At 58.6% G+C, this 13,711-nt stretch carries 10 protein-coding genes; 7 read left to right on the top strand and 3 right to left on the bottom strand.

Going from position 1 to position 13,711, the window contains the following annotated elements; all coding sequences use genetic code 11:
- Positions 1-64 precede the first annotated feature (64 nt).
- From EU556_RS19665 to EU556_RS19655, 3 genes are all read left to right on the top strand, one after another.
- Positions 65-4,909 carry a DUF3320 domain-containing protein gene (locus tag EU556_RS19665; protein WP_135435843.1) on the top strand — a complete coding sequence of 1,615 codons (4,845 nt, stop codon included), beginning with the start codon at positions 65-67 and terminating at the stop codon, positions 4,907-4,909.
- A gap of 69 nt (positions 4,910-4,978) precedes the next feature.
- Positions 4,979-5,527: a hypothetical protein gene (locus tag EU556_RS19660; protein WP_135435842.1), complete on the top strand. Its 549-nt coding sequence runs from the start codon at positions 4,979-4,981 to the stop codon at positions 5,525-5,527.
- Between the two features lie 67 nt (positions 5,528-5,594).
- Complete coding sequence (locus EU556_RS19655) at positions 5,595-6,161, top strand: hypothetical protein (RefSeq protein ID WP_135435841.1); 567 nt, start codon at positions 5,595-5,597, stop codon at positions 6,159-6,161.
- A 17-nt stretch (positions 6,162-6,178) separates the two neighbouring features.
- On the opposite strand, the gene EU556_RS19650 is transcribed toward EU556_RS19655, so the two are convergent.
- Positions 6,179-7,138: a DMT family transporter gene (locus EU556_RS19650; protein WP_135435840.1), complete on the bottom strand. Its 960-nt coding sequence runs from the start codon at positions 7,136-7,138 to the stop codon at positions 6,179-6,181.
- A gap of 95 nt (positions 7,139-7,233) precedes the next feature.
- Positions 7,234-8,223 carry a tRNA dihydrouridine synthase DusB gene (dusB, locus tag EU556_RS19645; RefSeq protein ID WP_135435839.1) on the bottom strand — a complete coding sequence of 330 codons (990 nt, stop codon included), beginning with the start codon at positions 8,221-8,223 and terminating at the stop codon, positions 7,234-7,236.
- 148 nt (positions 8,224-8,371) lie between these two features.
- Between dusB and EU556_RS19640 the strand changes: the two genes are divergently transcribed.
- The 4 genes from EU556_RS19640 (at position 8,372) to EU556_RS19625 (ending at position 12,980) form a co-directional block, all read left to right on the top strand.
- On the top strand, positions 8,372-9,421 hold the full coding sequence (locus EU556_RS19640) for a CPBP family intramembrane glutamic endopeptidase (protein WP_135435838.1): 1,050 nt from the start codon (positions 8,372-8,374) through the stop codon (positions 9,419-9,421).
- Positions 9,422-9,506: 85 nt separating this feature from the next.
- The gene (locus EU556_RS19635; protein WP_167855646.1) at positions 9,507-10,475 is read left to right on the top strand and encodes a phosphatidate cytidylyltransferase; all 969 of its coding nucleotides are present in this window, start codon (positions 9,507-9,509) and stop codon (positions 10,473-10,475) included.
- Positions 10,476-10,775: 300 nt separating this feature from the next.
- On the top strand, positions 10,776-12,065 hold the full coding sequence (locus EU556_RS19630) for a Glu/Leu/Phe/Val family dehydrogenase (protein WP_135435836.1): 1,290 nt from the start codon (positions 10,776-10,778) through the stop codon (positions 12,063-12,065).
- Between the two features lie 234 nt (positions 12,066-12,299).
- Positions 12,300-12,980 carry a phosphatidylserine decarboxylase family protein gene (locus EU556_RS19625; protein WP_135435835.1) on the top strand — a complete coding sequence of 227 codons (681 nt, stop codon included), beginning with the start codon at positions 12,300-12,302 and terminating at the stop codon, positions 12,978-12,980.
- A gap of 115 nt (positions 12,981-13,095) precedes the next feature.
- Here EU556_RS19625 and EU556_RS19620 read toward each other — a convergent pair whose 3' ends face one another.
- Positions 13,096-13,623, bottom strand: a complete 528-nt coding sequence (locus EU556_RS19620; protein ID WP_135435834.1) for a dihydrofolate reductase family protein — start codon at positions 13,621-13,623, stop codon at positions 13,096-13,098.
- Between the last annotated feature and the right edge of the window lie 88 nt (positions 13,624-13,711).

The raw sequence follows: 13,711 nt of genomic DNA, 5'->3' as shown, positions 1-13,711 counted from the left end.
GTTCGGCAAAGCTCATGGCCGTAACTTGAATGCCCGCTAGCTATACTGCCTCCCGGCAATTTTTATGGAATCAGGTTCTCCGGTTTCTACTGCTACCACGCCGCAAACCATACCTTCTCTCGCAGCCCGCCTCGATGCTTCCCGCCAGGAGTTGTTGGATCTGGGGTTGCGCAATCCGCTGCTCAACTTTCGTCTTTCCAATGCCCAGGGGGTGGCGGTGGTGCAGGAAGAAGCCGCAGCCGTGTATGAGGTGCTAGTGAGCCAGGCCAAGACGATGTACTTCCAGGCTGCCCCTGAGCCAACCAAGCGAAGAACCGGAGACGTACCTCAGGCCGCAAATGCCCTACCTCTCACCGAAACCCTGTCTGACTCGCTGCCTTCCGAGCCCGAAGAAACCTCGGGAGCAGCGGAAAATGAAGGTGAACACGGGTCAGCAGCGTCCAGTCAGTACCTAAGTGAAACGGAGCGGCAAACATTGCTCACCGACAACAAGCTGCAAACCGCTGAGCCACTGGCAAAGCTGGAAAGTCGGCTGCTTAACACATACTATACCGCTCGTACCAGCCTGGAAGAGCAGGGCGTGAACATCTTGTACCTGGCCCTAGGCATGCTGACCTGGTATGAGGCCGCCAGCAGTAAGGAGCCCCGCCACGCGCCACTGGTGCTAGTGCCCGTGCTACTGGAGCGCGGTACTGCAGCCGAGCGATTCAAGCTGCGCCACACCGGCGCCGAGGTAGAAGCCAACCTATCCTTGCAAGCCAAGCTGAAAGCCAGTTTCGGGCTGAGCTTGCCGGAGTGGGACGAAGAAAGTGGGGTAGCCACTTACCTCGCCGCCGTGGCCGAAACCGTGCGCGGCCTGCCGCGCTGGCAGGTAGAACCCAACCAGATTGCGCTGAGCTTCTTCTCCTTCGGCAAGTTCATGCTCTACCGCGACCTGGACCCCGCCACCTGGCCTAGCGGCGCCACTCTGCTCGACCATCCGGCCCTGCAGGCCCTGCTGGGAACCGACACCGGCTTCCGCGACGCGCCGCCCACCGTGAGCGACACGGCCTTTCTGGACATTGAAAGCACCGCCCACGAGCTGCACCAAGTCCTCGACGCCGACAGCTCCCAGCTGCTGGCCCTGTTGGCCGTACAGGAAGGGCGCAACCTGGTAGTGCAGGGTCCACCCGGCACCGGGAAGTCGCAGACCATTGCCAACCTGCTGGCCGAAGCCATTGGGGTAGGAAAGAAGGTGCTGTTTGTGGCCGAGAAAATGGCGGCCCTGGAAGTGGTGAAGCGCCGTCTCGACAGCCTGGGCCTGGGCGCGGCTTGCCTGGAGCTGCACAGCCAAAAGGCCAACAAAAAAGCCCTCCACGACGAGCTGAAAGCCACGCTCAACCTAGGCCGCCCCGCCGCGGCGGCCAACGTGGAAGACCAGATGGCCCAACTGCCGCGCTACCGCCAAGCCCTCAACGACTATGCCCTGGCCGTAAACGCACCTATCGGCCGCAGTCGGCGCACGGCCCAGCAGGTGACCGGGGAACTGCTGCACCTGGCCGAAGAGCGCGGTTCTACGGAGCTGCCGCGCATCGTCTTTGTCAACCTATCCACTTGGACTGATGCCGATGCTGCCCACGCTGAGGACCTGGCTACCCGTCTGCAGGCAACATTGCAAAAGGTGGGTTCGCCTAAGAACCTGCTATTCTGGGGTAGTGAACTGACGGTGCTGCTGCCCGCCGAGCAGGCTAACCTAACTGCGGCGCTCGACGCAGCTCAAGCGTCCGTGAGTGGCCTAGCGGCTGCCGCGCAAGTCTTAGCGGAGCTGCTTGGCCTGCCCGTACCCACGGAGCGCACGGCTGCCGAGCAACTCCTGCCTGCCGCCCGCCACGCCCAACTAGCGCCGCCACTACTAGGAGCCGCCGTGACTGATGCAGCTTGGCACCAGCAGGCGGGGCGCATCCAGGAAATACTGAGAGCTGGACTGGCCTACAACTCGCTACGTCAGCAGCACGAGGCAACCCTGTTGCCCGAAGCCTGGGACCAGCAGCTTCTGGCGGAGCGCGCCACCCTGCTATCCGCTGGCGACAAGTGGTGGAACTTCCTCAACGGCGACTACCGCCGGGCCCGCAAGCGCCTGCAAAGCCTCTGGCGCGGACCGCTGCCCAAGGAGTCGGCTGGGCTGATTGCAGTAATAGATACTATTCACGAAGCAGCCCGCCACGCTAAAACAGTAGCCGAAGCCAATGGCCTAGGCCAGCAACTGTTCGGGGCCAACTGGCAATCTGAGCGCTCCGACTGGCCCAGGCTGTTAAAAATTCAGGAGTACTTAGCCCTTACCCACCAGCGAATTGCACGCGGGGAGTTGCCGGATGGTTTGCTTGACTATTTGCAACGCGAAACTAATCCCAGCGCCATCTCCCTACCCCTGGCTACCTTAGAGGCAGCACTGGTGCAGCACCGCGCGGCCATCCAAGCCGTGGTTGATGCCCTGCAGCTTAACGAAGCACGCCGCTTCGGACCGGCTGGCCGACTGCAGTTTCAGTCTTTCGAAACCCAGCAAAGTACCCTGGCCGCTTGGGCCGCCGATGTGCCCGCTCTGCGCTTGATGACTGAGTGGAACAACGTGGCTGCCACTGTGCAGCAGGAGCAGCTTCTGGAACTTTTGCTGCTGGCCGAAAGCTGGCCTCAGGCTCCGCAGTTGCTAGGAGCCGCCGTGCGGCAAACCTGGCTGGAATTTCTGCAGCGCCTGGCCTACGAACAGCACCCGGCCCTGCGGCAGTTCGAGCGGGCCAGCCACGAGGAACTAGCCGCCCGCTTCCGGCAGGCCGACCAGGACTCACTCTACCACAACCGCATTCGGGCCTTGCGCCAACACCACGAGGGCTTGCCGCACCCACAGGCCGGCGGCCAGATGCTACTGCTGCGTAATGAATTTGCCAAAAAGACCCGCCATTTGTCCCTGCGCAAGCTTATGCAGCAAGCCGGGAGGGCGATACAGGCCATCAAGCCGGTGTTTATGATGTCGCCGCTTTCGGTGGCTAGCTACCTGCCGCCGGGCGCAGTGGAATTTGACCTGGTGGTGTTCGATGAAGCCTCGCAGGTAAAGCCCGTGGACGCATTAGGGGCCATTGCGCGGGGCAAGCAGCTGGTGGTAGTAGGAGATTCTAAGCAACTGCCGCCCACCTCGTTCTTTGATTCCCTGACGGGTAGCGGAGAAGAAGCCGACGAGGAAAATGTAACGGCCGACATTCAGAGCATTCTGGAGCTGTGCAAGGCCCGCCAGATGCCCGAGCGCATGTTGCGCTGGCACTACCGCAGTCTACACCAGTCGCTGATTGCGGCTTCCAACCACTTGTTTTACGAGGATAAGCTGGTCATCTTCCCTAGTCCTGGCGGGCAGGGGCAACTCGGGCTGGTCTACCATCATCTGCCCGAAACGCATTACGAGCGGGGTACCACGCGTACCAATCCCTTGGAGGCCCAAGCGGTGGCCGAAGCCGTGCTGCACCACGCCCGTACCACGCCGCGCCTCACGCTGGGTGTAGTTGCCTTCAGCACGGCCCAGCGCCAGGCCATTCAGGACGCACTGGAAAAGATGCGTCGCCAGCACCCCGAAACGGAATCGTTCTTCAACCGGCACCCCCATGAGCCCTTCTTCATCAAGAACCTCGAAAACGTGCAGGGCGATGAGCGCGACGTTATTCTGATCAGCGTGGGCTATGGCCGCACCAAGGATGGCTATCTAACCATGAGCTTTGGCCCCCTGAACGGGGAAGGGGGCGAGCGACGCCTGAACGTGCTTATCACCCGGGCCAAGCAGCGGTGCGAGGTGTTTACCAACCTCACCGCCGATGATCTGGACCTCAGCCGTACCCGCGCCAAAGGCGTGGCCGCGCTCAAAACCTTTCTGAACTTCGCCCAGCATGGGCGCCTAAACCAAAACGAGGAAACCGGCCGCGCAATGGAGTCGCCGTTTGAGGAAGCCGTGTACCGGACGCTAACAGCCCGTGGCTACACCGTACGCTCCCAGATTGGCAGCCAGGGCTTTTATATCGATCTGGCGGTAGTAGACCCCGACCAGCCCGGCCGCTACGTGCTGGGCATTGAGTGCGATGGGGCCATGTATCACTCCGCCCGCTCGGCCCGCGACCGGGACCGGCTGCGCCAGCAGGTGCTCGAAGCCGTGGGCTGGCGCCTGCACCGCATCTGGAGCACCGACTGGTTCCGGGATCCCCAACGTGAAACCGAGCGCGCGGTGCAAGCCATTGAAGAAGCCCGTCGCCACGCCGCTCAGGACGACCCCAACGAGCCGGCAGAACCTGAACCAGCACCAGAAACAACGGGAGTTGAACGCGAGGAGCTTTCCGCTGCCGACCAAGTGGTAGCCGAGCCGTACCAAGTGGCGCAGCTACCGGCTGCCGTAGGCCACCGCGAGCTGCACCAGCACAGCCTAGGCCAGTTGGCTAACTGGCTTACTCAGATAGTGCGCATCGAAAGCCCCATTCACCTTGACGAAGCCACCCGCCGCCTAGCTCAAGCCAGTGGCGCTGCCCAGGTAGGGGCTCGCATGCGCAAAACCGGCCGCGACGCGGCCCTATTGGCAGCCAATCTGCGCCATCTGCGCCAACAAGGCAACTTCCTCTGGGACATTACCATGCAGCAACCGCCCCTGCGCGACCGGAGCAGCCTGCCCGCTATATCCCGCAAGCTGGCCTTCGTGGCGCCCGAAGAGCTAGCCCGCGCCCTGCGCACCGTAGTAGAGCAAAGCTTTGCCCTGCCCCGCGAGGCCGTGTTCCTACCCTCCGTCCGCCTGCTCGGCTTCAGTCGGTTGTCAGATGAAATGCGCCAGCAACTGGAGCCGGTACTAGCTGGGTTGCTCGAAAGGGGAGAGGTAGTGGAGCTAAACGGCATCCTGCACCCAGCCTAATCCAGAACAGCTCAGCGCCTTCTGCGAAAAACCTCTGCGTCCTCTGCGGGAACTCTCATCAGAACGACCATGCTCCCACCCGGCGAAACCATTCTGCTTACCCTGCGCTTGGCCGGCTCCATTCCGGCGAGGGCAGGCCGGGAGCTGCACGCCCAGCGCGTAGTCGCCCAACAAGCCGCTGGCTCTCCGGAAGCTCACCGCCGCGCTGAAAAAAAGTTCTTCGCCGGCTTCGATGCCCTGCTCGACGCTCGCACCGTGGGGCCGGCATACTTGGAGAAGGAAAAGCTAGCTGAAATGGTAGCCGGGGAGCTGCTGATGCTAGAAGAGCAAGGGTTGCACGTGCCGTGCTTTGTATTGCTGCCTAACCACTTGCACGCGGTGTTGCACTTGCCGCTAGGCCAGTCAGTGTCGCTGTATAAGGCCCTGGAACTGCTTCACCAGCGTACCGCCACCCAGGCCCGGCGCCTTCTGCGCGGCCAGCTCCCGCCCGAAGCCGACTTTTGGCAAACCGGCTTCCATGAGCTGCCCGTGCTAGATGCCGCCGAGCTTGACCGCATTCGTCAGTACCTGCTAGGTCACCCCCAGCGCCTACAGCTGCCGGACCGGTTCCACGACTGACCATACGTGCAGGAGGGAGCCGGAATAAATGAAGCGTAACATTGAGGTCAGAGGCCTTGCTAACTATATGAAATACATTGGTGTTTTTATCCTGACGCTGTTGTGGTGCAACTGTGTGCGTCACAAAACAGAAACTTCGTGGATACCAGTAAAAATAGATGACCAGCTAACGGTGGCATTGCCAGCGAAACCACAAGAAGTGGATGTGCCGGGAACTATGGCGGTTGTCAACCCTGAGCGGCGACAAGATGCTATGGTGAAGAATAGTCAAGCCTATACGCTGCAAGACACCGCCGCTATCTACGTGGTAGTTCGGATTCCACTGGCTGAGGAGCCGGTAGTGCTGCCAACTTTTGAAGAGCGGAAAAACTATTATATAGACCGAGCTATTCCAATAATGCTTGGGGGTGATTATCCTAATTTATTAGAGCAGTCGATAACGCAACAGGATGACATTGACTTGATTACCGTCAAATACAAGGCAGCAAGTGCAGAGGGGCTACCAGTAATCAAGTATATCCGCTGCTTCACGGTGGGCAAGGTGGTATACCAACTACATTTCTTGCCGCTACGTCAATCCGGGGATTTTAAGGAAGCTGAGCGAATGGAGTTTTTCAATTCTATCCAGCTATAGCCGTCAAGCGCACCGGCTTACTTCGCCCGGTGAATGATGGCGACGCTGACCAGGATAATCAACATGCCCAGCAGGTGCCAGAGGTTAAACTGTTCTCCGTCGAGGAGGCCCCAGCCCAGGGCCATAATGGGCACCAAGTAGGTGTTGGAGGCCGCGAATAACGCCGTGGAGCTTTGGATAAGCTTGTTGAACAGCACCATGGCCACGGCCGTGCTCATAGTAGCCAGCAGCACAATGTAGCCGAAAGCCGTCCAGGCGCCGGGCACGTGCTGCAGCTTGTAGAGGAACTGCGTGCTAGTTAGCAGGAAGGCCAGGGCCGGCCCGCCAATGAACAGCAGCAACAGTCCCGTTACGGCCACCGACGGAATGCCGCTCAGGTGATGCTTGATGATGTTGACGCTGAAGCCGTAGCCCAATGTAGCCAGCACAATGTACAGGCCGTACCAGGCATTGCTTTCCCCGGAGGGGGTAGCATCGCCGCCGCTGCCGCCCAGCAGCATTAATACTACCGTGCCCGCCAAGCCTAGGCCTATCCCCAGCACCCGCAGGCCCGTCAGTTTCTGCCCAAAGAAGGCCGCGCCTACCACCAGGGTAAATACGGCCGTGAGGGCGTTGAGTACCCCCGCTAAGCCTGAGGCCAAGCGGGTTTCGGCGTAAGCAAACAGGAAAGCTGGTACCAGCGTACCTACCACGCCACTCAACACCAGCCACTTAAAGCGGCTGCGCTCAACCTTGCCAATATGCTTGAGGGCAAACGGCAGGAGCAGCAGCGCCGCTACGCTCACCCGCGTAGCCCCCAGCTCCAGGGCCGAAAACACCACCAAGCCCTTCTTCATCAGGATAAACGACGTGCCCCAGATGCTGGCCAGAATCAGCAGCAGCACCCAGGCAGAGGCCGGCGTGCGGTGGGGTGGGGGCGGGGCCACGGTCGGGGAACCAGGAGCGGAGGTAACGGCCGGGGCGGGGGCGGTAGGCATGGGAGGGGATTAATAAAATGTAGAACGTCATTCCGAGCGTAGTCGAGGAATCTCGTCTGCGCCCGGAATGACGTTTATTGAAAGCAGGTGGCAGGCTAGGCCACTAGAACCGGCTCGGCGGCAATGATTTCGTCCATGATGGCGTGGATTTCCGCCGGGTCGTTGCTTTCCACGAGGCGGGTGCGCCACTGGCGGGCACCTTCTAGGCCACGGAAATACTGGGCGTAATGGCGGCGCATCTCGAAGATGCCGGCCCGCGGGCCCTTCCACTCCAAGCTTTTCTCAAAATGCATGCGGCAGGCTTGCACCCGCTCTTCCACGGTGGGCGGGGCCAGCAGTTGGCCAGTAGCGGCGTAGTGCTTCACTTCCCGGAAAATCCAGGGGTAGCCAATAGCGGCGCGGCCAATCATCACGCCGTCCACACCGTAGCGGTTTTTGTACTCCACGGCCTTCTGGGGCGAATCAATATCACCGTTGCCGAAGATGGGAATTTTGATGCGCGGGTTGTTCTTGATGCGGCCAATCAGCTCCCAGTCGGCCTCGCCCTTGTACATCTGCACGCGGGTGCGGCCGTGTATGGTCAGGGCCTCAATGCCAATGTCTTGCAGGCGCTCGGCCACGTCCTCCACGTTCTTGGTCGAGTCGTCCCAGCCCAGGCGGGTTTTCACCGTTACGGGCAGGTGGGTGTTTTTGACCACGGCGGCCGTCATTTCTACCATCTTCGGAATGTCGCGGAGCAGGGCGGCGCCAGCACCCCGGCAGGCTACCTGCTTCACGGGGCAGCCGTAGTTGATGTCGATGAGGTCGGGGCCGGCTTCGGTGCTGATGCGGGCGCACTCGCCCATGGTTTCCACGTCGGAACCGAACAGCTGAATGCCGATGGGCCGCTCGTAGTCGAACACGTCGAGCTTCTGCCGGCTCTTGGCAGCGGCCCGGATTAGGCCTTCCGAGGAAATAAACTCGGTGTACATCAAATCAGCCCCACCCTGCTTGCACACGGCCCGGAACGGCGGGTCCGACACGTCCTCCATGGGCGCGAGCAGCAAAGGGAAATCGGGCAAGGCAATGTTGCGGATGTGTACCACGGCAGTCTATTCTAGTATTTTGCGCAAATTTACGATTAGTTCAGGGTCTTAGGACCCTAAGAGCTTGAGTTCTTGGCCAACGTTCATCTACACAAGCGTTGCACGGCATTCAAGCCCAAGATCTAAGTCCTCAAGACCCCAACCACCTATGAAAGGTTTCGTCTCCAGTCGGTTGCACCCCGCCGCCAACCTGCTTCTGTTGTTGGTGGTAGCATTTGTGATGTTTTGCCTGTCGAGCTTGTTGATTGCAGTGTGCAGCAATCTGTTCTTTCACGTAGGCCTGCTGGAGATGGGCAACGTGCAGCAGGCACCGCAGGCTTACCCCAATGGTTGGGGCGTAATGATGCTCAGCCAAGGCCTGCTCCTGCTAGGTGGAGTGGGCGGGGCGGCCATAGTATTGGCTGCCTTAACCGGGCATAAGCTAGCCGACTATTTTGCCCCTCGTAGGCCAGTGCCACTCTGGTGGGCGCTGGTGGCCATGGCACTGATTATCATTAGCCTGCCCTTTATGTCCGGGCTGATTGATTGGAACGCCCACGCGCACTTGCCCGATTTCCTGCACAGTTGGGAAGTGAAGGCCAAGGCTATGGAGGATAAGGCGCAGATTATCACGCGTTTTCTCACGCGGTTTACCTCCCTTACCCGCTTTCTGGTAGCCGTGCTGGTTATTGCCGTGGTGCCAGCTGTAAGCGAAGAGCTGTTTTTCAGGGGCGTGATTCAGCGCAATCTGGTGCAGTGGTTTAATTCGCGCCATGTGGGTATCTGGTTGGCCGCGGCCATCTTCAGCGCTATTCACTTTCAGTTTCTAGGGTTTGTGCCGCGCTTTGTGCTAGGCCTAGTACTAGGGTACTTATACGAGTGGAGCGGTAATATTTTCGTGCCCATTGCCGCACACTTTGCCCAAAACGGCTTTCAATTGCTGCTGCTCTACATTCAGCAGCGGGAGTGGTCAACTACCGCCTTCGACCCCGACTCTACCGAAGCCCTGCCGTGGCCGCTAATGCTGCTTTCCTTGGTGGTATGTGCAGGTTTACTTTGGCTGTTGCGCCGCCACATGCAGGCTCCACACGCCGATGAACTGCCCACTGAAATGCACACGCTCAGCAGTGGCGGCGTGGCCGTGGCTTCTGCTGACGCCCCAGTACCGGCCCGCACCCTCAGCCACCACGGCGTCGATATCACCCGGGAAAATAAATAGAAAACCCTCGAAAGAGGCCTGTATTTTGCCGCTAGGCCACTTTAGGTTCTTGTTTGCCTGTATCACTCTCCAACTCTCCTCGTCCTTGCCCACCTCTCCCGCTCCCACCCCGCAGCCGGCCACTGAACCTGCTACCAGCAAGCCACCTATGTCCAACTTGGCCCAGCGGATACTATTTGGGGTCATTGGGGCCGTCTTGCTGCTAGGCAGCGTGTGGTACAGCGCCTGGACGTTTGCCTTGTTCTTTGGGCTGGTGCAGATGCGGATGCTCTGGGAGTTCTACCGTATGATGCGCCACGCTGGGTACAAGCCGGCGGCGTTGCTGGGGGGCGCATTGAGTATGGTGTTATTCACTGCTATCTATTTTCTGCAGAGTGCGGGTTATCATGCCGGGGTAGCAGGAAGTACGGCCGTGCTTGAGACCAATGATAGTCTTACCTGGCTTAACACTATAGAGCCAGCTGAAAACAGTTTATACATAGTGGCTTTCTTGCTGCCTACTATTCTAATCTTGAGGGAAATGTATTCGTGGCCTCGAGAAAATCACGACATACCTCCTTTCGCAAATGTAGGAGTAGCGTTACTAGGCATCCTGTACGTAAGCTTGCCAATGAGCCTGTTGAGCGTAGTGGCATTCAGTGGTCGAGAAAGTTATGATTACCGCCGCATCTTCGCCCTTCTACTGCTGGTGTGGTCGTCGGATATCGGGGCTTACGCGGCGGGCAAAACGTTGGGCAAGCACAAGTTGGCCCCCAAAATATCACCCGGTAAAACCTGGGAAGGAGCCGTAGGAGGCTTCCTTCTAACACTGGCAATGGGTTGGGCCTTGGGCTACTTACTGCCAGAACTCTCTTTAACCTACCGCTTGGTAGTAGCGGGCGTGGTAGCCGTGTTCGGTCCGCTTGGCGACTTGGCCGAGTCTATGCTCAAGCGCAGCGTTGATGTGAAGGACTCTGGCCGTATTATGCCTGGTCACGGTGGCTTGCTAGATCGGTTTGATGCGTTTCTGTTTATTCTGCCGGTTCTGGCGTTGTTGCAACTGGTCCTCAGTTAGGCCACTTGCCGCTTAGGTAGCTACTGAGGTATAGCCCGTGGAAAATATTTTCACGGGCTTTTTTTGTGCTATTACCAGCCGCACGTCAGTTTGTTGAAAACTAACAGGTGTTTGGTGCTGTTTTTGTGCGTAGAGTAGCCTAGAACGAAGGTTATGGGAAAGTGCACCCCACCCGCTACGCCTTGCGTATGGCATATTCCTACTACCTTTGACCACCAAATTTCTGCGCGCGACTAGTGGCTCCCACCGCCCTTGGTCGCCCTTTTTTCATTCCTCACCCACCCCAACCCCCAACCCCGTATGGCTGCCACCACGGTGTACAAAGAACCGGCTCCTCGCGTAGATGCCGAAAACCCCCTCGAGTCGATGATGTCACGTTTCAACGTGGCCACCGAAATTCTCGGTCTTGACGACGAAACTTACGACGTACTGAAGGCTCCTGATAAGCAGGTTATCGTGCACATTCCCGTGACCATGGACAATGGCAAGGTGCGCGTATTTGAAGGCTACCGCGTGGTGCACAACACCATTCTGGGCCCCTCGAAAGGCGGTATCCGCTACGATAAGAATGTGCACCTGGATGAGGTGAAAGCCCTGGCTGCCTGGATGACGTGGAAGTGCGCCGTGGTAGACCTGCCTTATGGCGGGGCTAAAGGCGGCATCATCTGCGACCCAACCACCATGAGTGCCGGCGAAATTGAGCGGCTCACCCGCGGCTACACTATGGCCATGAAGGATGTGTTCGGCCCCGACCGCGACATTCCGGCCCCCGACATGGGCACTGGCCCGCGCGAAATGGCCTGGCTGATGGACGAGTTCTCCAAGACTGTAGGCGCTACCTCGCCGGCGGTTGTAACCGGCAAGCCGCTGGTAATGGGAGGCTCCCTGGGCCGCACTGAGGCTACTGGCCGCGGCGTGATGGTATCGGCGCTGGCTGCCATGAAGAAGCTGGGCATGGACCCTATGCAGGCATCTGCAGCGGTGCAAGGTTTCGGCAACGTGGGCTCTTGGGCCGCCAAACTGCTCAGCGAGCAGGGTGTGAAAATTAAGTGCATTTCCGACGTAAGCGGCGCTTACTGGAACGAGAACGGCATCAACATCGACGAGGCGGTGGCCTACAAGAACGTGCACAAAGGTCGCCTCGACGGTTTCACCGGTGCTACGCTCATGGATGATGCCGATGACCTGCTAACTGCCGACGTAGACGTGCTGGTGCCCGCCGCCGTAGAAGACGTAATTACGGAGCACAACGCCCATAACATTAAAGCTAAGCTGATTGTAGAAGGCGCCAACGGCCCTACTTCCGCTTCAGCTGACCCCATCATCAATGAGAAAGGCATTATGGTGGTGCCCGATATCTTGGCCAACTCGGGTGGGGTAACGGTTTCGTATTTCGAGTGGGTGCAGAACCGTCAGGGCTTCAAGTGGACCGAGGAAATGGTAACTGAGCGCGCCGACCGGATCATGAATGACGCCTTCGAGAAAGTGTACGCCACCAGCCAGAAGTATAACATCCCGATGCGTATTGCCGCTTACGTAGTGGCCATCGATAAAGTAGCCCAGACGTATAAGTTCCGCGGCGGCTTCTAGGCCACTACTAGGCACCAGTGCCTGCCGCAAAGCAGGTTTTTGGCTGTCAACTGGGCTGTGAGCCCGAACTAGCTATATTTGTTTCCGGATAGCCCGGGCCGGTGGCTCGGGCTATCTTTGTGCAGGTTGGCAAGGGTTTCCCGTCGCGGGGGAATCATCTGCCTGCTGAGCTCTGTTTCTGGAAAAAGCGTCTGAATCATCGTAATTCACGTAATCAGCGCAAATCAGTGATTTATGAAGATTCACAAAGAAGGACGACGTATTCTTTTCTTTACGTTGCTGGCCCTAGTGGCTGCCAACCTATTGCTCTTCCGCTATAATGCCCGCTACGATGATTTTAACAAGATTTTCGCGGGTATTTCGGTCATCGTCTTTCTGGCGCTGCTCCAGTTTTTTCGGAGCCCTGCCCGCCGTCTCTTCACTCACGAAGACTTGGTTATTGCCCCCGCCGATGGCAAAGTGGTAGTAATTGAGGACGTGCATGAGCCCGAATATTTCGATGACGTACGCAAGCAGATCAGCATCTTCATGTCGCCGATTAACGTGCACATCACCCGCAACCCCATCTCGGGCATTGTACGCTACTTCAAATACCACCCCGGCAACTACCTGGTAGCCTGGCACCCCAAGAGCAGCACTAAAAACGAGCGAACTACGGTGGTGGTAGAGTCGGAGGCTGGTCCATTTGTGCTATTCCGGCAGATTGCCGGTGCCATGGCCCGCCGCATTGTGTGGTATGTAAACGAAGGCGACGAAGTAAGTCAAGGCGAAGAGTTTGGCTTTATCAAGTTTGGCTCCCGCGTAGACATTTTCGTGCCAGTCGATACAGAAGTGAAAGTGCAGATTGGCGAGAAAGTAAAAGGCGGGCAGACCATTATTGCCCAACTGAAAACCGACGCCCCCAGCCTGTTCTAAGTTAGTTAGACTACAAAGGCATTGAAAAAGCCGCGGCCTCCGAGTAAGGAGGCCGCGGCTTTTTTGCATGAGCGATACCGGACTAAGCCTGTTCTACGGTCAAAAGCGGCCTCTCCTAGGTGGGTAGCTGGTAATGAAGTAGCGTCATGCCATCGGCCCAGGCTTGCTGGTTGAGGAGCACCAAGGGGCGTGGCTGGGGCTGCGCCCGCCACAACGGAATGCCTGCGCCCAACAGCTGTGGCACAATAAACAGCATGAGTTCATCTACCACGCCGGCCGCTAGCAATGGGGCCGCCAGCATGCTGCCGCCAATTAGCCAGATGGTGTTGCCTTGCTGCTGCTTAAGCTGGTTGACAAAGCTCACCGGGTCTTCGGTCACGAAATGAACCGAGGGATGCGCAGGCTCGCTGGGTGGGCGCCGGGTAAAGACGTAGTTAGTTAGCGTGGGGTATGGCCAGTCGCCGAGAGTAAGGACCTGCTCGTAAGTAGCGCGGCCTTGCAAGGTGGCGTCGGCGGTGGCTAGGAAGTTTCCGTAGCCGTAGTCCTCATTCGGGGGTGGGGTGGGCAGCCATTCCACGGAGCCATCCGGGGAGGCAATATAGCCATCCAGACTGGTGGCTATGTACAAAACAACTTTACGCATGGGTGGGGTAGGGTGTGGGTAGGACTTATCCGGAGTAAGTTACGCGGTTGGCAGTTGAGAACCACCTCCACAAAACGCCTTTCTACTG

It is taken from the genome of Hymenobacter fodinae (genome assembly GCF_004745825.1).
In the GTDB taxonomy this organism is placed as follows: Bacteria; Bacteroidota; Bacteroidia; order Cytophagales; family Hymenobacteraceae; genus Hymenobacter; species Hymenobacter fodinae.
This window is presented reverse-complemented; position numbering and strand designations above follow the sequence as displayed.